The organism is Pseudomonadota bacterium (assembly GCA_030860485.1).
Lineage (GTDB): Bacteria > Pseudomonadota > Gammaproteobacteria > JACCXJ01 > JACCXJ01 > JACCXJ01.
The window spans coordinates 58299-78522 of record JALZID010000194.1 but is presented as its reverse complement, the minus strand read 5'-3'; the positions used below and the strand labels follow the sequence as shown (position 1 = coordinate 78522).

Here is a 20224-nt window from a genome sequence, read left to right as displayed (position 1 = left end):
TGCCCCTTCGGGGTCCCACGCCCACGCCCGCGCGCCGTCGGCGACCACCCAGTAGCCGAGGCGACCTTTGGTCTGACCCCGCGCGCCAGCCCCCGTCGCCGCATCAGGCCCTTCCTGGTCCGAATCTAATCCATAAGTGTGGGCGGCGCAACTCACTTCGGCAGCCCGGGCGCTTGGCGATGCATTTCGCGTAGTCCGACATTATCCAGAGCTGGAAAAAGAGGACATATACCAGGCTGCGAAGTATGGCGCCTGGCTGGCTAGCGAGAAAACCAGCGAAATTGCGTGGGCCTGATCGCCTAGATGCACATCTCTCCCACCACCGTTTAAAACCGAGTGCGGCGGACCACCTTGCGGCGTGCGAGGTGGGAGCTTGTTGCATTAAAGAATTGCTATACGCTTTGATGTCGCAGCGCTGGCGACCGCTGCAAAGCGGCGGCTGGACCCAAGATGTCCGCCGGCACTCTCGCCCCTCTTTCCCAAACCGGTCCGGTCAAAAGATGCTACACTAGTTCGCGATGGGACAGCGATACGGGCGGTTCCGCCGCACAGCAAAGGAGAAGAGGATGACCACCGAAACCCTGATGCCATTTTCGAACGCGGCAGCTTCCGTTTGATCGGGCCCTCACGCATTCCCTTGCGCGATGGGCAGCGTGTCCGCCTCGTGGTCGAGACCGACGAGTCGTGCGACGTGATTCTCGGCCTTGCGGCCAGCGTCTACGCCGGGTTGTCTCCGCTACGTGACGGAGGTAGAACACATTGCACTAGGCTGGCGGGATTTCTTCGGCGACCGGTGGTGAACGGACCGATCAGCGCGGTTCCGCTCGACACGGATATTCTATCAGTGGTCATGCGCCAGCACTCCACCGCGTGGGCGCGTGCCCGTGCGTATTTCGTGGTACATCACCGCTTGACGTTCTCGATCTTTACTCGATACGAAATTCTCCGTGGCTTACACGCAAAGAACGCGACGGCGCATTGGCCTCGAGATCAACTCTGTAGTGTTCAGTACCATTTTGCCACTCACGGACGCGATCGTTGTCCGCGCGGCCATGATCTATGCCGGTCTCCCTCAACGGGGCGTCTTGATCGGCGACAAAGACATCCTGATCGCGGCAACCAGCCTCGAACAGGGTTTGATCGTAGTCACAAACAATGCCAGCCACTATCAACGGGTATCGGGCGTCCAGTATGCCAACTGGCTCACGTGACTGGCCACGTCGCTCTTCGTCGATCGGTGGGTTACGACGCGCATTGACCTTGAAGTGAGATGAAGACCATGCTGGGGCGCGTCTAACCCACCTACCGATAGCAGTAACATGGTCGGCCCCCGGCCAAAGAATAAGGCATCTTATCCAGCGCCAACCCCGATGTTCGTCCACCTCCACCTCCACACCGAGTATTCGCTGGTCGACGGCATCATCCGCATCGACGAGCTCGTCGAGCGCGTGGCGGCGCTCGGCATGCCGGCCGTGGCTGTCACCGATCAGAGCGCGCTCTTCTCGCTCGTCAAGTTCTATCGTGCGGCCCAGGCACGGGGGGTGAAGCCCATCATCGGCGCGGATTTATGGGTGCAGGGCGGCGCCGGCGCACGCAGCGGGGCTCTGGAGCGCACCCGCATCGTGGCCTTGTGCCAGGACCAGAGCGGCTACCGGAACCTCACCCGGCTCGTGACCCGGAGCTACACCGAGGGGCAGTCCCAGGGGATCCCGGTGGTGCGGCGGGAGTGGCTCAACGAGGCCTCCGAGGGGCTGATCCTGCTCTCGGGCGGGCTCGCCGGCGAGGTCGGGCAGGTGCTCGCCAAGCGCGGTCACGCCGAGGCCACGCGCCGGCTCGACGAGTGGCGGTCGGCCTTCCCCGAGCGCTTCTATATCGAGCTGCAGCGCACCGGCCGCCCGGGCGAGGAGGCCTACATCGAAGGGGCGCTGGCGCTCGCGGCCGACTGTGATGTCCCAGTGGTCGCGACCAACGAGGTGTGCTTCCTCACGCCCGAAGACTACGAGGCCCACGAGGCCCGGGTGTGCATCCACGAGGGCCGCATGCTGGACGATCCCAGGCGCCCGCGACGCTACAGCCAGGGGCAGTACCTCAAGGGGCCGGAGGACATGGCGGTGCTGTTCGCGGGCATCCCCGAGGCCTTGGAGAACGCCGTGTGCCTTGCGCAACGCTGTAACCTGGAGCTCGGGCTCGGCCGCCACCACCTACCCGATTTCCCCGCTCCCGTTGGTGAAGGTCCTGAGGCGCACCTCCGTCGCGTCGCCAGCGAGGGTCTCGATCGCCGCTTGCAGCAGACTCCCCCGGCCGGCGGCGACAGCGAGCGCGGGCGCTACCGGGAGCGCCTGGAGCGGGAGATCGAGGTCATCACGCATATGGGGTTCGCCGGCTATTTCCTCATCGTCGCCGATTTCATCCGGTTCGCGCGGGAAGAAGGCATCCCGGTCGGGCCGGGGCGCGGCTCCGGTGCCGGCTCGCTCTGCGCTTATGCGCTCGCCATCACGGACCTCGATCCGATCGCCTATGACCTCCTCTTCGAGCGTTTCCTGAACCCCGAGCGGGTTTCGCTCCCGGACTTCGACGTGGACTTCTGCATGGAGCGGCGCGACGAGGTGATCGAATACGTCGCCGGGCGTTACGGGCGCGATCGCGTCTCGCAGATCATCACCTACGGCACCATGGCGGCAAAGGCGGTGGTGCGCGATGTCGGCCGGGTGCTTGGCCGTACCTACGGATTCGTGGACCAGATCGCGAAGCTCATCCCCTTCGATCTGCACATGACCTTGGAGCGCGCATTGGCCGAGGAACCGGCGCTCAAGGCCCGCTACGAGGCCGAGGAGGAGGTACGGGAGATCATCGATCTCGCCAAACGGCTGGAGGGCCTGACCCGCAATGCCGGCCGCCACGCCGGGGGGGTCGTGATCTCGCCCGCGCCGCTCACCGAGTTCATGCCGCTCTACTGCGAAGAGGGCGCGACCACCCCGGTGACCCAGTTCGACATGGGGGATGTCGAGGCCATGGGGCTCGTGAAGTTCGATTTTCTCGGACTTCGCACCCTCACTATCATCGATTGGGCGGTGCGCGCCATCAACGTCGGGCGCGAAGGCCCGACCCTGGATATCGCGCGGCTGCCGCCAGACGATCCCGCGGCCTTTGATCTCATTCGAAGCGGGGAGACCACCGCGGTGTTCCAGCTCGAATCACGCGGCATGAAGGAACTGGTCAAACGGTTGAAACCCGACCGCTTCGAGGACCTCATCGCGTTGGTGGCGCTTTTCCGGCCCGGTCCCCTGCAATCGGGCATGGTGGACGATTTCATCGAGCGCAAGCACGGGCGGGCCGCGGTGCGCTATCAACACCCGGCGCTCGAGCCGATCCTGGCGCCGACCTACGGGGTCATCCTCTACCAGGAGCAGGTCATGCAGATCGCCCAGGTCCTGGCCGGGTATTCGCTCGGGGCCGCGGATCTCCTGCGGCGCGCCATGGGCAAGAAGAAGCCCGGAGAGATGGCCAAGCAACGCGCTGTCTTCATCGACGGCGCGGCGGGCCGCGGCGTGGACGCGGCGCTCGCCGGCGTCATCTTCGACCTCATGGAGAAGTTCGCGGGCTATGGCTTCAATAAATCCCACTCGGCCGCCTACGCCCTCTTGAGCTACCAGACCGCCTGGCTCAAGGCCCATCACCCGGCGGCCTTCATGGCCGCGGTCTTGTCCGCGGATATGGACCACACGGACAAGATCGTCTCCCTGATCGCCGAGTGCCGCCGCATGGGGATCCCGATCCTGGCGCCGCATGTTAACGACTCGGAGCACGCGTTCACGGTCGCCGAGGGGGGGGCGATCCGCTACGGGCTCGGCGCGATCAAGGGAGCGGGGCGCTCTGCGGTCGAGGCCCTCGGCGAGGCGCGGGCGGCGCAGGGACCGTTCCGGGACCTCTTCGATCTAACCCGGCGTGTCGACCCGAGACGCCTGAATCGCCGCGTCACCGAGGCCCTGGCGCGTGCCGGGGCCCTGGACCGCCTGGGGCCCAGCCGTGCCGCGATCCTGGCCAGTCTCGATACCGCCCTGCAGTCGGCCGAGCAACGCCTGCGCGATCGCGCCGCCGGTCAGGTGGACCTGTTCGGTCTCCCGCAAGGCCCGGAGGCGAGCCCGGACGAGGTGACGCTCGGTTTCACTGACGTGCCCGAGTGGTCCGACGAAAAGCGGCTCAACGGTGAAAAGGAGGCGCTCGGGCTCTATCTCAGCGGCCACCCCATCGATCGCTATCGCGACGAGCTGGTACGGCTCTCTGTGTGCCGTTTGGCGGATCTGACGCCCGGAAGCCGCCGCGTGGCCGGGCTCATCACGGGCCTGCGCGCGACCCAGGGACGGCGCGGGCGCATGGCGATCGCCACCCTGGACGATCAGAGTGCGCGCATCGAGGTCCTGGTCTACGCCGAGACGCTGCCGGCCGTGGCCGAGGTCCTCGCTAAGGGGCGCATCGTGGTCGCCGAGGGGGTTTGCGGCATCGACGATTTCAACGGCGGCTACCGGATCACGGCCGAGCGCCTGACCGACATCGAGGCCGCACGGGAAAAGCTCGCGCGCCGCCTGGTGCTGCGCCTCACGGCGGATGGGCTCTGCAACGGGCTCCTGGCGGAGCTGAAGTCCCTGCTGCAGGGATCACCCAGGGGCCTGTGCCCGGTGGTCATCGATTATCAAGGGACTCGGGCGAGCGCCGAGCTGACCCTGCCCGATCCCTATCGCGTGCAGCCGAGCGACGCCCTCTTGGAGCGTCTGGCCCAGGTCCTGGGCCGCGATGCGGTGGGGCTCGACTACGGGGGTGGCGGTTCGTGATCGTTTCGCCTATCGTATCGTTCAGCGGCTTCCAGGAAACGGTCTAAGGTGTTTTCGCTAACTGCGATCAAGTCGGTTTGAATATAACCCAGATTGCCTTTTCTGACCATCTCGATCGCCTCGCTGGGAGACAGCTCCTTGCTGGTCAATCGTAGATCGTAGGCAACCTTGCCTGTCGATACCTTAACCTCATCGATAAACTCAAACCCCATTTTTTCGAAGGGTTTCACATCGAGAATTCTCGGGATAGCCATGTAAGTTGAATCGTAGATCCGATATTCATGGTGGCCCAGTGCCCGAACTACCCCCGGATCACCCGACCATTCGACGTAGAGGAGGTTTATCCTCCGGGTCCCGAGCATGCCGTCCACCCCAAGCAGCACCCTGGTCTCCCCGCCTTGAACGTCGATCTTCATAAAATCGATCGGCTCCCCTACGGTAAACTCGGTATCGATGCTCGTGTTCTCAACGATTAGCTTTTGTTGTGGCGGCGGTTGTCGGGCCGCCTCGGCGCTCGGGGGGCAAAACGGTGGCGTTCCTTTGGCGGACGGTTCGGCGTGTTGCTCACAACGCTGATCACAAAAATGGGCCTCCGGGTGGGGATGCGGCGCTTACGATCCTTGGGAAGTATGGATCGAAGGGTCAAAGGATGGACGTCAGCGGGGAGAGGCTCATGAGCACAAGCGAGCCCTGCCCTCGAGAGCCGGCGGTCGAGCCCCGGGGCCCAATACCCGTCCCTGCCTGCCGGCGGCCCACCTATCGGGTCCAATCGCCGCTATGCGACAATAGGCTGCACCCTCCCCTCTGTACGCGAGGTGGCGTCTGTGCGGTTGGATCCCCGATACGCGGGCTACGGCCCGACCTTCACGTTTTCACTCCGCTATGTCGGGTGAGGCGAAGCGGCTGCGCGAGGTCGAGGAGGCGCTCCGAGCGTGCGAGGCGCACTACGAGCTCGCCCTGCGCGAGATCGATGAAGGAGTTATCAAGCTCAACGAAGCGCTGAGTCAGCAGGCGGCGACCGCCGAGGTGCTCAAGGCCATCAGCCGCTCGAATTTCGATCTGGACTCGGTGCTGCAAACCCTGATCGACAACGCCACGCGCCTGTGCAACGCGAAACGCGGCGTGATGCTGCGACCGGATGCGGAGGGCACCTACCTGCCCGGTGTGGCGCGCGACTATGAGCCGGATTCCCCTTTGCTGGCCGAGGCACGTCAAAGACCGGTTCGGATAGATCGTGGTACCGCAACCGGACGGGCGATCCTCGAGCGACACGTCGTCCACATTCACGATGTGCTCGCGGATCCCGAGTACACGCGCCAGGAGCTCGCGAGGATCGGCCAGTACCGGACCTCACTCGCCGTACCGATGCTGCGCGACGGGGAACCGATCGGCGTGATCTGGATGAACCGCGGCGCCGAGGTCGAGCCCTTCACCGACAAGCAGATAGAACTGGTGACGACGTTCGCAGACCAGGCGGTGATCGCCATCGAGAACGTGCGGCTTTTCAACGAAATCCAGGAAAAAAGCGCCCAGCTCGAGGTGGCCAACCGGCACAAGTCGGAGTTCCTCGCCAACATGTCGCACGAGCTGCGCACGCCGCTGAACGCCATCATCGGCTTCTCCGAGGCACTCGGCGAGCGCTACTTCGGCGATCTCAACGAGAAGCAGGACGAGTACGTCAAGGACATCCACTCTTCCGGCAGGCACCTGCTCTCGCTCATCAACGACATCCTCGATCTGTCCAAGATCGAGGCGGGACGAATGGATCTGGAGATCTCGGAGTTCGATCTCCCCGCGGCGTTGCAGAATGCGATGACCTTGGTACGCGAACGCGCGGAGCGCCACGGCATTGCGCTGCGGCTGGAGATCGCGCAGGGCCTCGGCTCGATCCGCGCGGATGAGCGCAAGTTCAAGCAGATCCTGCTGAACCTGATGTCGAACGCAGTAAAGTTCACACCGGAGGGTGGCTCGGTAAGTGTGGCCGCAAAGGCGATCGGCACCCTGATCGAGGTATCGATCGCCGACACGGGCCTGGGCATCGCACCAGAAGACCAAGCGGCGGTCTGGGAGGCGTTCACGCAGGTCGGTCGCGACAGCGGGCGCAAGGCCGCGGGCACCGGCCTCGGGCTCGCGCTCAGCAAGCAGTTCGTCGAGCTGCATGGGGGCGAGATCCGCCTGGAGAGCGCTCCCGGCAAGGGCTCCACCTTCACCTTTACGCTTTCCGGGCATAGGAGATCCGCATGAAGGTTGTCCTGATCGTCGAGGACAACGACAAGAACATGAAGCTCGCGCGCGACGTGCTGCAGGCGAAGGGCTATGCGACGATCGAGGCCGTGAATGGCGAGGACGGCGTGCGGCTCGCCAGGGAGCGCAATCCCGACCTCGTGCTCATGGACATCCGGCTCCCGGGGATCAGCGGGATCGAGGCGTTCGCAGCGCTACGCGCCGACCCGAAGACCTCGAGCATCCCGGTGGTCGCGCTCACCGCCTCCGTCACCCCCACCGACCGCACCCACATCACGCAGGCCGGATTCGACGCCTTCCTCGCCAAGCCGATGGTCCTGCGCGAGCTCGTCGATACCGTGAAACGCCTCTTGGAGAGCGGCCGCACATGAAGACGCCGGCGCGCATCCTGGTCGTCGACGACACGCCGGCCAACGTCAAGCTCCTCGCCGATCTGCTTGCGTTGCAGGGCTATGCGGTCTCCACGGCCGCGAACGGCGAGGAGGCGCTCGCTAGGGTGGCCGCCGACGACCCCGATCTGGTGCTGCTCGACATCATGATGCCCGGGATCTCCGGCTACGAAGTGTGCCGCACGATCCGCGGCAATCCCGCCACCGCCCTCTTGCCCGTGGTGCTCTGCACCTGGCTCGACCCCATTCAAGAGCGGATCAAGGGCATCGAGGCGGGCGCGGACGATTTCCTGCCGAAACCGGTTAACCAGCCCGAGCTGTTCGCGCGGGTGAAATCGCTCCTGCGTGTCAAGTCGCTACAGGACGAGGTGAAACGCCAGGCGGAGCAGCTCGCAGAGTGGAACCGGCAGCTCGAGCGACGCGTCGCGGAAGAGGTCGCGGAGGTGCAGCGCCTGGCGCGCCTGAAGCGCTTCGTCTCGCCGCGCGTTTGCGAGCTGATCCTCGCCGGCGAAGTGGATGACCCGCTCAGGACCCACCGGCGCGAGATCACGGTCGTGTTCACCGATCTGCGCGGCTTCACCGCCTTCAGCGACAGCGCCGAGCCCGAGGAGGTGATGGACGTGCTGCGCGACTACCACGCCACGCTCGGGCGCATCGTCATGGCGCACGAGGGCACCATCGAGCACTTCACGGGCGACGGCGTCATGATCCTGTTCAACGATCCGCTACCGCTCGATGAGCCCGAGCTCTGCGCGATCCGCATGGCACTTGAGATGCGCGGCGCGGTAGCCGTGCTCGCCGCCGGCTGGAAGAAGCGCGGCCACGATCTCGGCTTCGGTGTGGGGATCGCCAACGGGTACGCGACGCTCGGCGCGATCGGCTTCGAGGGCCGGCGCGACTACGGCGCGATCGGCCCGGTCACGAACCTTGCGGCGCGCCTGTGCGTCGAGGCCAACCCCGGCCAGATCCTGATCCCGCAGCGCCTGTTCGGCAAGGTCGAGGAGCGCGTGCACGCCGAGCCCCTCGGCGAGCTTTCGCTGAAAGGGATACACCGGCGCGTGACCGCATACAACATCGTCGCGCTCTGCAGCAGCGGTGTTCGGAGTTGGAGTAGTAGTTCCTGAGGTGTGACGGGCTCCGCATGGAGAAAACAGGGGGCCTCTGCCGGACGGAGCAGTGCCGGAGGTACCCGACACTTTACATGGGTTTGGCTGGATCTCGGGCAGCTCCTTGACGACGCTCGCCGTCTGGGGGAGCCGACGCACGCCCAGCCCCCGCAGCGTGCGACTACCGGCGAGCGTCAGCCGTTTGTGTATGCCTGGGCCCGGAGAGGTCAGGACACATACAGCTCCGTCCCGAAGAGAACCAAGTCCGGACCGTGCGCCCCGGCGCCTTTGCATCGTCGAAGGCCCGGCCGGCCGGAATGTCGTGCACCTGCCGTTGACGTGCAGGATCCTTTACCGATCCGACCGCCTGTGTCATAAGCCGCCTCCGTCTTGAAACGCCGCTCATGCGGCGTGCCGCTGGGGGCTCTTTGCTGCGGACGCCGGTGTTTGCGCCGGCGTCTGTTGCGTCTCCGAGGGCATGACCCGGATGAGGTTTCTCTGCATCGCGAACCCCTGGTCGGCGAGCTGGCGCGGCCCGTGTTCCGATGACTCGTTCGGGCCGCCCATGCCAGCGGCGGCCCAGCTTTGATAAAACAGCACGAGTCGTGCTACGTTAAATGTGTCGTTCGTATACAATAAGTTAGCTACAGGCTCAGGTCCCTGAGCGGGGCTTCGTCAACTATCTGACGGGGCTTGGCGCCGCGATCCCGCGCCAGGCGCCGGAACCTTGACGGTGGTGGCGGTGGCGAGCGGTGGTGGTGGCGCATCCGGGTCCGGATCAGCGACCGCACCGCTGCGGTGAGAAATCCGGGCTAGGACGGACCGGTCGGAGGTGTGCTGTTCAGGACGTCGGAAGAGACAGGCGGCGGCAGGCCTGCCAATCCTCGACCGCTCTCCAGCGACGACGGGGGTTCCGCTGAACCGGTCGGGCGATGCTGTGATAGGAAGGGGATCAGCGGCGGACCGCGCTCTGCTTCTTACCGTCGCCGCGTGTAGTGTCGCAGGAAGGGCGGCAGCTCGGTCTCCAGAAACCAGTGTTTCTGGGTGGGCTCGTACCACCACACCTGCGATTGCTTCAAGGTATCGACCCGGCCGATGTCGTCGTGGTAGTAGTCGATCACGACCTCGATCCGGGCCTCGGTGGCGTCCGCGTTCATGGTCTGGTCCGTGACCTCATAGGACGTGAGCTTGATGTGCTCCAGCGGCTCGACGTCCGGCATCGTCACCGGGCCGCTACGCGGCAGGTGAAAGCGCGCCGCCTCTTGGTATTGCCCCCAGCGCAAGGCCGTGGCGTAGGCGTTGCTGCTGCTGTCGAGGCTCGAAGCCCGCTCCTTAGCCTCCATCTCGGCGCACGCAGCGAGCGCGAGCGCCATAGAGGCCGCGGCGACCAACCGCCGGAGCCGGGCGGTGCAAGGCGCGCCGGTGATCGACCCCGCGGCTCCGATGGTGTGCGTCGCGACAGGCATGCGGCGTTCCCCCTTCAGGCGATGTCGTGAAGATCGACGAGGCTGTTCAAGGCCCGGCTGCGTTCCGCCTTGGCCTCGTCGCAGCGCTCCGTCGCGAGGCGATCCAGATATTGGGCGGTTACGTCGCCGGTCACGTATTCGCCGCTGAAGCACGAGGCATCGAACTCGCCGACCTCGGGATTGCCCTTATGGGCGGCCGCGATCAGGTCTTCGAGGTCCTGATACACCAGCCAGTCCGCGCCGATGAGCCGCGCGACCTCGTCCACGGTGCGGTTGTAGGCGATGAGCTCGTCCACCGAGGGCATGTCGATCCCGTACACATTCGGATGGCGCACCGGCGGCGCGGCCGAGGCGAAATAGACTTTCCTGGCCCCGGCGTCACGGGCCATCTGGATGATCTGCCGGCACGTCGTGCCGCGCACGATAGAATCGTCCACGAGCATCACGTTGCGGCCGCGAAACTCGAGGTTGATGGCGTTAAGCTTCTGGCGTACCGACTTCCGGCGCATCCCCTGTCCGGGCATGATGAAGGTGCGCGGGATGTAGCGGTTCTTGATGAACCCTTCGCGGTACTTGATACCGAGCTCGTGGGCGAGCTGGAGCGCGGCGCTGCGACTGGTGTCGGGGATGGGGATCACCACATCGATGTCGTGCTCGGGCCACAGCCGCCGGACCTTGCGCGCCAGGGCCTCGCCCATGCGCATGCGCGCCTTGTGAACGGAGATCCCGTCGATGATGGAGTCCGGCCGCGCCAGATAGACATACTCGAAGATGCACGGCGCATGAGACCCGTGCGGGGCGCACTCGCGCGTCGTCAGGGTCCCCTCCACGGAGATGAACACGGCCTCGCCCGGCCGCACATCGCGCACCAGCTTGTAGCCCAAGACGTCGATGGCCACGCTCTCGGAGGCGAGCACGTACTCGGCCCCGCGCTCGCTCATGCGTTTCCCGAAGACCAGCGGCCGGATGCCGTGCGGATCGCGAAAACCCACGATCCCGACGCCCGTGATCATCGCCACGGCGGCATAGGCGCCCCGACAGCGCTCGTGGACCCGCCGGACCGCATGGAAGACGTCCTCCGCACCGACGGCCAGCTTCCCGAGCCGTTGCAGCTCGTGGGCGAAGACATTCAAGAGGACCTCGGAGTCCGACTCGGTGTTGACGTGGCGGAGGTCATCGCGAAACAGCTCGTTCTTGAGTGTTTCGCTGTTGGTGAGGTTGCCGTTATGGGCGAGCGTCACGCCGTAGGGGGAGTTGACGTAGAATGGCTGGGCCTCGGCGCTCGAGGAGCAACCGGCCGTGGGGTAGCGGACATGCCCAATCCCCATGTTGCCGATGAGCTCCAGCATATGCCGGGTTTCGAAGACATCGCGTACCAGGCCCTGCGACTTGCGCAGGTACAGGTGCCCGTCGTGGCAGGTGACGATCCCGGCGGCGTCCTGGCCCCGGTGCTGGAGGACCGTGAGCCCGTCGTAGAGGGCCTGGTTCACGCTGTCCCTGGCGACGATGCCGACGATCCCGCACATATCACGCCTCCGAGCACCCGAGCGCAGCGGATTTTTTCACAAGCCCTCCGAGCTCACTGGCCGGCGGGGGGCTGCCCCTCGAACTGGAAATAGCCCGCCACCTCGGCCGGTAGATACCCCCGCATCACGAGCGCCGCGGCCTCGAAGCGCGGCAGCAGGAGCGAGGTCCGCCACCCCGGGTCTTGCGGCACGGGCGTGAGGCGGCCGACCCATACCAGTGTGGCGACGATCACCACGCCCCGGCCCACACCGAAGAGCACGCCGAGCATGCGATCGGTGCCGGTGAGGCCGGTGCCGGCGATGAGCTTGCCGATGAGCAGGTTCGCCAGGGCGGCCACCAAGAGTGTTCCCACGAACAGCGTCGCGAAGGCCAGGACCAGCCGCGCCGAGGGCACGGACACGACGCCGCCGAACCAACCCGCCGCCTCCTGCATGAAGCGCCACGCCACCCAGAAGGCACACCCCCACGCCAACAGAGACAAGACCTCGCGCACCAGACCGCGAAAGATGCTGATGAGGGCCGAGATCCCGATGATGGCGAGGATGGCATAGTCCACCCATGTCATGAGCCGGCGGCCCCTCTGTCAGATGCGCGCCGCGATTCTAGCAGAGCTGGGTTGGGCGAAGAAGGCGCGCCGGACCCGCCTCGCCTCTGAGGCGCTCTCACCGATAGGCGCAGAGGTTCAGGGCTTACACCGCCGAAGCACCGAAGCCGGCCTCCTCCGGCCAGTCGCTGCGATAGGCCCGGAACGCGACGACCGTGGCCTCGACGGTCGTCTCACCCCCCGAGTAGACGCCGCAGGCGAGCGTGTACTTGCGGTCGTCCTTGACCTCGGTGACGTGCGCGCGGACCACCAGGGACCGGTCGTTCGGGGTGGGCTTCAGGTAACGGAGGCTCATGCTGCCGGTCGCGAAGCGGTAGTGGGGCTCGGAGTCGAGCGCACGCCCTTCGCGGCGCACGGCGCTCGCCATGGCGGTGGCCATGCAGTGGCAATCGACGAGGGTCGCGAGGATCCCACCGCAGGTGATCCCGGGCCAGCCCTGATGATGGGGCATGGGTGTGAAACGGCACACCCCCTCATCGCCTTCCCAGACGCTTCGGATACGGAGGCCGTGGGTGTTCTCCGCACCGCAGCCGAAGCATACGTCCCCCGGCATGGCGTCCTGGAAACATTCGCCCATCGCGGCTATCGGGGCACCCACAGGGGGGGCGCCCCTACCCGGTGACATCGCATCCTGGAAGCGTTCGCCCATGGCGGCGTCATGCAGGCGTGTCGGGCCCCTCGAGGTCCCGGAGCACCGCCGCCAGGAAGCGTGCGGCCTCGCCGCCGGTGGCGGCCCGGTGGTCGAAGGTAAGAGAAAGGGGGAGGATGCGGTGCACGGCCGGTTGGCCATCGACCGCCACCACGGCCGGGCGGATCTTGCCGGCCCCGAGGATGGCGACGGTCGGTGGCATCACGATCGGATCGGCGTAGCGCCCGGCGAAGGTCCCGAAGTTCGAGAGGGTGATGGTGTAACCCCTGAGCTCCTCGGGCGGGATCTTGCGCGACAGCACCGCCGCCTTCATGGCATCGAGCCCGCGCCGGAGGTCCGCGGCATCGCGGTTGCCGACATCGCGCAGCACGGGCACGAACAGGCCATCCGGGGTATCCACGGCGATCCCGAGGTCGATCTTCTGGAGGACGCGGCGACCGAGGTTGGGGCCGTCGTACCAGGCGTTGAGCGCGGGCTCGGCCCGGCAGCCGGCCACGAGCGCGCGGATGAGCCGGAGCGTCACGTCCTCGTCCGGTCCCCAGGCCGCGATGTCGGCATCGTCGCAGAGCGTCACCGCCGCCACCTCGGCATGGGCCTGGGCCATGCTGCGGGCCATCGAGCGGCGCACGCCGCGCAAGGGCTCCAGAGGCCCGACCTCGTCCAGGATGCGGGCCACGCGCTGGACATCGGAGACCGTGATGGTGTCATCCGCGCCGGTCGGGGTGACGATCCCGAGGTCCACATTCAGGCGATGGGCCAACGCCCGCACGGCCGGGGTGGCCTTGGCCCCCAGGACTGCGCCACCCGGGGCCCGGCCCACGGGGGCGGGCGCTTCCCGCAGGACCTCGCGTCCCGAGGGGACCTGGCCGACTACCGTGCCGGCATCGGTGGCCGGCGCCTCTTCGGTATCGAACTCGACGATCGGATCGCCGGTGTGCAGGATGTCGCCGGGCTCCCCGTAGAGGCGCAGGACGCGCCCGCCCTGAGGGCTCGGGATGTCCACGATGGCCTTGGCGGTCTCGACCGAGACCAGCGGCTGATCGGCCTTGACCTCGTCGCCCGCCTTGACGTACCACGCTACGATCTCGGCCTCGGCGAGCCCCTCACCGAGATCGGGGAGCTTGAAGAGCCTCATTGAAACTCCAGCGTTTTCTTCACGGCCGCGGCGATCCGCGCGACATCGGGGAGATACGCCTTCTCGAGCCGGTAGAGCGGCATGACCGTATCGTAACCCGTCACGCGCTCGATGGGGGCCTGCAGGGACAGGAGGCCGCGCTCTCCAATCTGTGCCGCGATCTCGGCTCCGAGGCCGCCGCTCCGCGCCGCCTCGTGGATGATGACCAGGCGGCCGGTTTTCATCACCGAGCCCAGGACGGTGTCGCTGTCGAGCGGTTTGAGCGTCGCCACATCAATGACCTCACAGCCGATCCCGTGCTCCGACAGCGCGTCTGCCGCGGCCAGGGTCTCGTGCAGCATCGCGCCCCAGGAGATGAGCGTGACATCGGGGCCCTCCCGCAGCACGAAACAGGTGTCGAGCGGCAAGGCCGATCCGTCGTCCTCGACCACCTCGCGTACCATCCGGTATAGGCGCGTCGGCTCCAGGAACAGGACCGGATCGGGGTCGCGGATGGCGGCCAAGAGGAGTCCATAGGCGCGCGCCGGCGAGGAGGGGATGACCACCCGGAGCCCCGGGATGTGGGTGAAGAGCGCCTCCGTGCTCTCGGAGTGGTGCTCGGGGGCGTGGATCCCGCCGCCGTGGGGGGTGCGCAGCACTAGGGGGCAGGTGAGGCGCCCGCGGGTGCGGTTGCGCAGGCGCGTGGCATGGTTCAGGAGCTGGTCGAGGGCCGGGTAGATGAAGCCCATGAACTGGATCTCGGCGACCGGCCTGAGCCCCTCGGCGGCCATACCGATGGCCATGCCGGCGATGAGGGTCTCCGAGAGCGGCGTATCGAGCACCCGCTCGGTCCCGAAGCGCTGCGCGAGCCCCGCGGTCGCGCGGAAAACGCCGCCGTTTACGCCCACGTCTTCGCCCAGGACGACGACCCCCGCGTCCGCCGCCATCTCATAGGCCAAGGCCCGGTTGACGGCCTCGATGAGCGTCAGCTCAGGCATCGGTCGGTCGCGGCCGCCACCGCCCGCCGTTGTTCCTCCAGGGACTGGGGGAGGCTCGCGTACAGGTGATCGAACATCGACTCGGGTGGCAGGGCGGGGGAGGCGAGGTAGCCGGTCACGGCTAGGTCCACCTCGGCCGCGGCGCGCGCGAGTAAACCTTCCTCGTCGGCCGCGCTCCAGTGATCGGCGCGCAGCAGGTAGGCGCGCAGCCGCTCGATGGGGTCGCGCCGGGCCGCGGCCTCGACCTCGGCGAGGTCTCGGTAACGGCTCGCGTCGTCGGCGGTGGTGTGGTCGCCCAGGCGATAGCTCAGGCACTCGACGAGGCTCCCGCCCTGTCCCTCCCGCGCCCGCTCGATGGCCGCTCCCACCCGCTCGCGCACCGCGACGACATCGTTGCCGTCCACCTGCTCACCCGGGATCCCGGCCGCGATGGCCTTCTGCGCCAGGGTCTCGGCGGCCGTCTGAGCGCGCCGCGAGACCGAGATCGCCCACTGGTTGTTGTTGATCACGAAGACCACCGGCAGGCGCCAGACACCGGACACGTTGATGGCCTCGTAGAAGTCGCCCTTGGAGGTCGCCCCGTCGCCCAGGATAGCGACCGCGACGCGCGCCTCGCCGCGGTACTTCATGGCAAAGGCGACGCCCGCGGCATGGCAGGTGTGGCTCGCGACCGGCACGCAGATCGGGAAGTCCCGGCGGGGTTCCTGGTAGTCCATGCCGCGCTCGTCGCCGCCCCAGTAGAGCAGGACCTCGGTCATCGTGACCCCGCGCGAGAACTGCGCGGCGTAGTCACGGTAGGAGGGCAGGAGCACATCCTCGGACCGCATGGCGGCCCCGACCCCGGCGCCGATCGCCTCCTGACCCAGCGACGAGGCGAAGGTCCCGAGTTGCCCGGTACGCTGCAATGCGATGGCCTTCTTGTCGAAGGCCCGGGTGCGGACCATGACTTCGTAGAGGGCCCGCAGGGTCGCGGGGTCCCGCAGTCCCTCGGGGAACCCCTGGACGGCCCGGCCAGCCTCGTCCAGGCACTGGGTGTAGGGGATCTCAAAGTGCGCGACGCTGTTCTGCATGGCTAGATTCCGCTTCGCGACGTCTATCTCGGCCGTGGGCCCCACGGTGAAATCGATGGCCCGCCCGAGGTTGATCTCAGTATAGACGGGATCTCCGGCGCGGCCCGGCATTGCGATGCGCTCGTGAACGGCTGGCGGAGATGGACGCGGAGACGCTGCGATTGACGTTCACGAGCCGCAACATCGAAGCGGTGTTCGGACACCCCTACGAATGCTGGTGCAGGACCGGGATTTCTGGGTCAAGCGCCTCCATCCGGAAGATCGCAACCGCGCGCTTGAAGGCTGCACACGGGCCACCGCCCTCAGGCTCCGGAAGGACCGCATCGCGAGAATCGAAGCGCTGTTTGGCTAGGGCTAGGTTCTCTGGGCCTGCTTTGGCGCCCGGCAATTGCGCAGTGCGGTGTTGTGGTTTACCCTCTGCCGCCTTCTTCGCGGGCGAGCGTCTCGGCGCCGCCACGCGGGAGAGGTGTCCGAGCGGTCGAAGGAGCACGCCTGGAAAGTGTGTGTACGTTTAAAAGGCGTACCGTGGGTTCGAATCCCACCCTCTCCGCCAATCCCCCGTCGCCTCGCGGCGGGCCGGGCAGTCCCCGGTTCCTTGCGCGAGGAGGCCGACAGCTATGGTGGGCCGTGCTGGTACCCCCGCGACGCGAGGTTGTGAACCCCGTCAGGCCCGGAAGGGAGCAGCGGCAGCAGCGTAGCGGGTGCTGGGGCGTAGCCGGTACGGACCACCACCCCTTGGGGAACCCTCGGCTGAGCACCGCCGGGAAGCCAGGGCCAGGGAATGGCCCTCCTGGCGCGCCGAGGATGCAGCGCGAGATCCCGCGCAGTAGGTTTTTTCACAACGTATGAGGAGGGCTATGGCCTACCAGGTACTGGCACGCAAGTGGCGGCCTCGGTCTTTCGCGGAGATGGTGGGTCAGACCCCCGTCCTGCGGGCCCTCCAGAACGCCCTGGATCGCCAACACCTGCACCACGCCTATCTGTTCACGGGCACCCGCGGTGTAGGCAAGACCACGGTAGCACGGGTGTTCGCCAAGGCGCTCAACTGCGAGGTGGGGGTGAGCGCCACGCCTTGCGGCCAGTGCGCGAGCTGTATCGAGATCGATGAGGGTCGGTTTATGGACCTCATCGAGGTCGATGCCGCTTCGCGCACGCGCGTGGACGAGACGCGCGAGCTCCTGGACAATGTGCAGTACGCCCCGACCCGAGGGCGGTTCAAGGTGTACCTCATCGACGAGGTCCACATGTTTTCCAACCACAGCTTCAACGCCCTCCTGAAGACCCTGGAGGAGCCGCCGCCGCACGTCAAGTTCCTGCTCGCCACGACCGAGCCGCGCCGCATCCCGGTGACCATCCTGTCGCGGTGTCTGGCCTTCGATCTCAAACGCATCGGGACCGATCTCATCGCCGCGCGCCTCACGCACATCCTGTCGGCGGAGGGCATCGCGAGCGAGCCGGCGGCGACCTTCGCAATCGCCCTGGCCGCGGATGGCAGCATGCGCGACGCCCTGAGCCTGCTCGACCAGAGCATCGCACATGGTGGGGGGCAGCTCTGCGAGGCGGATGTGCGCGCCATGCTGGGCCGGGCCGGCGCGGGACAGGCGTTGGCCCTGGTACAGCGGCTCGCGGCTGGTGATGCGGCAGGGCTCTTGGGGGTGATCGAGGCGACCATCGAGTATGCCCCGGACTACGAGGCGGTCCTGGGTGAGATCCTGGACATCCTGCACCGGGTGGCCGTGTGTCAGGTGCTCGGCCGCCCGGTGGCCGAGGCGTCGGGGGCGGACACGGACATCGCGGCGCTCGCCGACACCCTGGTCGCCGAGGACGGCCAGCTGTTCTATCAGATCGCCCTCATCGGGCGCCGCGATCTGGCACTGGCGCCGGATCCCAGGCGCGGGTTTGAGATGGTGATGCTGCGCATGCTGGCCTTCCAGCGCGAAACTGCGCGCGACGAGTCCACCGCGCGCCGCCCAGTGCAATATAACCCAGTGCAATATAAAGATAAGGGCGCGCCCGTCGCGCAAACGTCCGGTGCCGTAGCGCGCGCTCCCGTGGAGGCCCGCCGGCGCGAAGCGCTGCCGGACGACCGCAACGCGCGGCCCACCGATTCACCGGCTGTCGAGACTGCCACGGCGCGCGCTACCCCGGTCTCGGAGGCGCGTGGCTGGCAATCGCTGATCGATGCGCTCGGGCTTACGGGCCTCTGCCGGGAGCTCGCGATGCACTGTGCCCCGTCGGGCGAGTGGCGGCCCGGCGAGGTTTTTCGGCTATCATTGCCGGCGGGACTTGGGCACCTCCGCAGTGCCAAACTGGAGGCTCGTCTCGAGGAGGCACTGCGCAGGCATCATGGCGACGCGGGCCTGCGCCTCGGCATCGCGGCCGAGGGCAGCGGTCCCGTCGCCGGGCAGAGCCCCGCCATGCTCCGGGTGCAGGACGCGGAGGCCCGCCAGGAAGAGGCTCGGCGCGCCATCGCCCAAGACCCCCAGGTCCAGGCCTTGTGCGACGACTTCGGGGCGCACCTCGACCCGGCGACGGTACGACCCCGCTGAGCGTTTGTGAAAAATTGTCGCGAGCGCAGGGAGGTCGCGCGGAGGACGCAGCGCGAGATCCCGAGCGCAGCAGATTTTTTCACGAGCTCTGAGCCTTGGGGCGGAGAATCGTTCTAGTAGAGGGCGGAGACATGAAGGGCGGAATAGGCAATCTCCTGAAGCAAGCGCAGCAGATGCAGGCGGAGTTGCAGCGCGCCCAGGAGGAGCTCGCCAATATGGAGGTCGAGGGCGCATCCGGTGGCGGGATGGTGAAGGTGCAGATGACCGGCCGCCACGATGTCAGGCGTGTTTGCATCGATCCTTCCTTGCTCGGCGAGGACAAGGAGATGTTGGAGGACCTGATCGCCGCGGCCGTAAACGACGCCAGCCGGCGGGTGGAGCAGATCAGCAAAGATCGCCTCTCGGGTCTGGCCGGCGGGCTCGGGCTACCGGCCGGCATCAAGCTCCCCTTTTGATTTCAGCTCTTGAGTGCGATCTCGAGCGGCCGCATCGGCCAGGCGCACCGCTATAGCCCCCTCATCGATGAATTGATCGGGGCCCTGCGCTGCCTGCCGGGGGTGGGGCCCAAGTCCGCGCAGCGCATGGCCTTTCACCTCTTGGAGCGTGACCGGGAGGGCGGCGATCGTCTAGCGCGGGCCTTGTCGGCGGCCGTCGGGGGCGTGCGGCACTGCGAGCGCTGCCGCAATTTCAGCGATGCCCCGATCTGCCGGATCTGTTCCAGCCCCCGGCGCGATACCTCGCTCTTGTGCGTCGTCGAGACGCCGGCGGACATCGAGTCGATCGAGCAAGGGGCGGCTTATCAGGGGTGCTACTTCGTTCTCATGGGGCGTTTGTCTCCGCTTGATGGCATCGGGCCCGCGGCCATCGGTCTCGATCGGCTTGAGGGTCTGATGATCGAGGGCCGGATCAAGGAGGTCATCCTGGCCACGGGTACCACGGTCGAGGGCGAAGCCACGGCGCATTACGTGGGGGAGATGGCCCGCCGCCACGGCGTGCGACCGACGCGCATCGCGCACGGCGTGCCGCTCGGGGGCGACCTCGAATACGTCGATGCGGGAACGCTGTCACACGCCATCGCCTGCCGCCGCGATCTTTAAGCCCGCATGGCCCAGTCGTCCGACAACCTGGTGTGGGTCGACCTCGAGATGACCGGCCTCGATCCGATGCGCGACGCGATCCTGGAGATCGCCACGATCGTCACCGATGGGCAGCTCCACGTGCTCGCCGAGGGTCCGGTGCTCGCCATCCACCAGGCCCCGCAGGTCCTGTCCACGATGGACGATTGGAACCAGGAGCAGCATGGCAAGTCTGGGCTCCTCGCTCGGGTACGGGCCAGCGCCTGCACCGAGGCCGAGGCCGAGGCGGCGACCCTGCGCTTCATCCGCGCCTATGTACCGCCCTCGACCTCGCCCATGTGTGGCAACAGCGTGTGTCAGGACCGGCGTTTCCTGCACCGTTTGATGCCGGGGCTGGAGGGCTATTTTCACTACCGCAACCTCGATGTCAGCACCGTGAAGGAGCTGGCGCGGCGCTGGGCACCGGCGCAGAAGCCATTCGAGAAAGACAACCGCCACCGCGCCCTTGACGATATCCGCGCCTCTATCGCAGAGCTGCGGCATTATCGCGAACACCTGTTTCGCGTGTGACGGGCCGCCGGTCCTTTTCCTTCTCCCCGGATG

At 66.8% G+C, this 20224-nt stretch carries 17 protein-coding genes, 1 tRNA gene and 1 other RNA gene; 11 read left to right on the top strand and 8 right to left on the bottom strand.

The genetic code is table 11. From position 1 onward, the window contains the following. Positions 1 to 1016 precede the first annotated feature (1016 nt). Together M3461_10915 and dnaE are read left to right on the top strand one after the other, a co-directional pair. Positions 1017 to 1211, top strand: coding sequence for a hypothetical protein (locus M3461_10915; protein MDQ3774825.1), 195 nt, complete (start codon positions 1017 to 1019; stop codon positions 1209 to 1211). Between the two features lie 159 nt (positions 1212 to 1370). Continuing rightward, on the top strand, positions 1371 to 4829 hold the full coding sequence (dnaE, locus tag M3461_10910) for a DNA polymerase III subunit alpha (GenBank protein MDQ3774824.1): 3459 nt from the start codon (positions 1371 to 1373) through the stop codon (positions 4827 to 4829). Here dnaE and M3461_10905 read toward each other — a convergent pair. After that, positions 4808 to 5245 (bottom strand): FkbM family methyltransferase, encoded by a 438-nt coding sequence (locus tag M3461_10905; GenBank protein ID MDQ3774823.1) that lies wholly within the window; start codon positions 5243 to 5245, stop codon positions 4808 to 4810. The genes dnaE and M3461_10905 overlap by 22 nt on opposite strands. Positions 5246 to 5711: 466 nt before the next feature. Between M3461_10905 and M3461_10900 the strand changes: the two genes are divergently transcribed. From M3461_10900 to M3461_10890, 3 genes are read left to right on the top strand one after another with little or no spacing between them, the layout of a single operon-like run. Continuing rightward, positions 5712 to 7073, top strand: coding sequence for an ATP-binding protein (locus tag M3461_10900; protein ID MDQ3774822.1), 1362 nt, complete (start codon positions 5712 to 5714; stop codon positions 7071 to 7073). Further along, positions 7070 to 7444 carry a response regulator gene (locus M3461_10895; protein ID MDQ3774821.1) on the top strand — a complete coding sequence of 125 codons (375 nt, stop codon included), beginning with the start codon at positions 7070 to 7072 and terminating at the stop codon, positions 7442 to 7444. The genes M3461_10900 and M3461_10895 overlap by 4 nt, the downstream gene beginning before the upstream one ends. Continuing rightward, entirely contained in the window at positions 7441 to 8586 is a 1146-nt protein-coding gene (locus M3461_10890; protein ID MDQ3774820.1) for a response regulator, read from the top strand. Before M3461_10895 ends, M3461_10890 begins: the two co-directional genes overlap by 4 nt. Before the next feature lie 959 nt (positions 8587 to 9545). On the opposite strand, the gene M3461_10885 is transcribed toward M3461_10890, so the two are convergent. From M3461_10885 to pdhA, 7 genes are all read right to left on the bottom strand, one after another. Continuing rightward, entirely contained in the window at positions 9546 to 10034 is a 489-nt protein-coding gene (locus M3461_10885) for a hypothetical protein (GenBank protein ID MDQ3774819.1), read from the bottom strand. Positions 10035 to 10048: 14 nt separating this feature from the next. After that, on the bottom strand, positions 10049 to 11560 hold the full coding sequence (gene purF, locus M3461_10880) for an amidophosphoribosyltransferase (GenBank protein ID MDQ3774818.1): 1512 nt from the start codon (positions 11558 to 11560) through the stop codon (positions 10049 to 10051). Positions 11561 to 11613: 53 nt separating this feature from the next. Next, on the bottom strand, positions 11614 to 12126 hold the full coding sequence (locus M3461_10875; protein ID MDQ3774817.1) for a CvpA family protein: 513 nt from the start codon (positions 12124 to 12126) through the stop codon (positions 11614 to 11616). Positions 12127 to 12250: 124 nt separating this feature from the next. Continuing rightward, positions 12251 to 12763 carry a PaaI family thioesterase gene (locus tag M3461_10870; GenBank protein MDQ3774816.1) on the bottom strand — a complete coding sequence of 171 codons (513 nt, stop codon included), beginning with the start codon at positions 12761 to 12763 and terminating at the stop codon, positions 12251 to 12253. Positions 12764 to 12821: 58 nt separating this feature from the next. Then, entirely contained in the window at positions 12822 to 13949 is a 1128-nt protein-coding gene (locus M3461_10865; GenBank protein ID MDQ3774815.1) for a 2-oxo acid dehydrogenase subunit E2, read from the bottom strand. Next, positions 13946 to 14926, bottom strand: a complete 981-nt coding sequence (locus M3461_10860) for an alpha-ketoacid dehydrogenase subunit beta (protein MDQ3774814.1) — start codon at positions 14924 to 14926, stop codon at positions 13946 to 13948. The genes M3461_10865 and M3461_10860 overlap by 4 nt, the downstream gene beginning before the upstream one ends. After that, on the bottom strand, positions 14914 to 15996 hold the full coding sequence (pdhA, locus tag M3461_10855; GenBank protein ID MDQ3774813.1) for a pyruvate dehydrogenase (acetyl-transferring) E1 component subunit alpha: 1083 nt from the start codon (positions 15994 to 15996) through the stop codon (positions 14914 to 14916). The genes M3461_10860 and pdhA overlap by 13 nt, the downstream gene beginning before the upstream one ends. A gap of 460 nt (positions 15997 to 16456) precedes the next feature. Between pdhA and M3461_10850 the strand changes: the two genes are divergently transcribed. From M3461_10850 to orn, 6 genes are all read left to right on the top strand, one after another. Continuing rightward, positions 16457 to 16549 (top strand) — tRNA-Ser (locus M3461_10850). A gap of 75 nt (positions 16550 to 16624) precedes the next feature. Continuing rightward, positions 16625 to 16720: signal recognition particle sRNA small type (ffs, locus tag M3461_10845), an RNA gene on the top strand. Between the two features lie 133 nt (positions 16721 to 16853). Then, complete coding sequence (gene dnaX / locus M3461_10840) at positions 16854 to 18545, top strand: DNA polymerase III subunit gamma/tau (protein MDQ3774812.1); 1692 nt, start codon at positions 16854 to 16856, stop codon at positions 18543 to 18545. A gap of 131 nt (positions 18546 to 18676) precedes the next feature. Continuing rightward, positions 18677 to 19000 (top strand): YbaB/EbfC family nucleoid-associated protein, encoded by a 324-nt coding sequence (locus tag M3461_10835; protein MDQ3774811.1) that lies wholly within the window; start codon positions 18677 to 18679, stop codon positions 18998 to 19000. 9 nt (positions 19001 to 19009) lie between these two features. Beyond that, positions 19010 to 19642 carry a recombination mediator RecR gene (gene recR, locus M3461_10830; protein MDQ3774810.1) on the top strand — a complete coding sequence of 211 codons (633 nt, stop codon included), beginning with the start codon at positions 19010 to 19012 and terminating at the stop codon, positions 19640 to 19642. 6 nt (positions 19643 to 19648) lie between these two features. Beyond that, on the top strand, positions 19649 to 20191 hold the full coding sequence (gene orn, locus M3461_10825) for an oligoribonuclease (protein MDQ3774809.1): 543 nt from the start codon (positions 19649 to 19651) through the stop codon (positions 20189 to 20191). The last annotated feature ends 33 nt before the right edge of the window (positions 20192 to 20224 follow it).

Excerpts from the sequence above, each read along its gene's own strand:
- dnaE (MDQ3774824.1), top strand. The coding sequence starts at position 1,371 with ATGTTCGTCCACCTCCACCTCCACACCGAGTATTCGCTGGTCGACGGC.
- M3461_10905 (MDQ3774823.1), bottom strand. The coding sequence starts at position 5,245 with ATGAAGATCGACGTTCAAGGCGGGGAGACCAGGGTGCTGCTTGGGGTG.
- M3461_10900 (MDQ3774822.1), top strand. The coding sequence starts at position 5,712 with ATGTCGGGTGAGGCGAAGCGGCTGCGCGAGGTCGAGGAGGCGCTCCGA.
- M3461_10895 (MDQ3774821.1), top strand. The coding sequence starts at position 7,070 with ATGAAGGTTGTCCTGATCGTCGAGGACAACGACAAGAACATGAAGCTC.
- M3461_10890 (MDQ3774820.1), top strand. The coding sequence starts at position 7,441 with ATGAAGACGCCGGCGCGCATCCTGGTCGTCGACGACACGCCGGCCAAC.
- M3461_10885 (MDQ3774819.1), bottom strand. The coding sequence starts at position 10,034 with ATGCCTGTCGCGACGCACACCATCGGAGCCGCGGGGTCGATCACCGGC.
- purF (MDQ3774818.1), bottom strand. The coding sequence starts at position 11,560 with ATGTGCGGGATCGTCGGCATCGTCGCCAGGGACAGCGTGAACCAGGCC.
- M3461_10875 (MDQ3774817.1), bottom strand. The coding sequence starts at position 12,126 with ATGACATGGGTGGACTATGCCATCCTCGCCATCATCGGGATCTCGGCC.
- M3461_10865 (MDQ3774815.1), bottom strand. The coding sequence starts at position 13,949 with ATGAGGCTCTTCAAGCTCCCCGATCTCGGTGAGGGGCTCGCCGAGGCC.
- M3461_10860 (MDQ3774814.1), bottom strand. The coding sequence starts at position 14,926 with ATGCCTGAGCTGACGCTCATCGAGGCCGTCAACCGGGCCTTGGCCTAT.
- pdhA (MDQ3774813.1), bottom strand. The coding sequence starts at position 15,996 with ATGCAGAACAGCGTCGCGCACTTTGAGATCCCCTACACCCAGTGCCTG.
- dnaX (MDQ3774812.1), top strand. The coding sequence starts at position 16,854 with ATGGCCTACCAGGTACTGGCACGCAAGTGGCGGCCTCGGTCTTTCGCG.
- M3461_10835 (MDQ3774811.1), top strand. The coding sequence starts at position 18,677 with ATGAAGGGCGGAATAGGCAATCTCCTGAAGCAAGCGCAGCAGATGCAG.
- orn (MDQ3774809.1), top strand. The coding sequence starts at position 19,649 with ATGGCCCAGTCGTCCGACAACCTGGTGTGGGTCGACCTCGAGATGACC.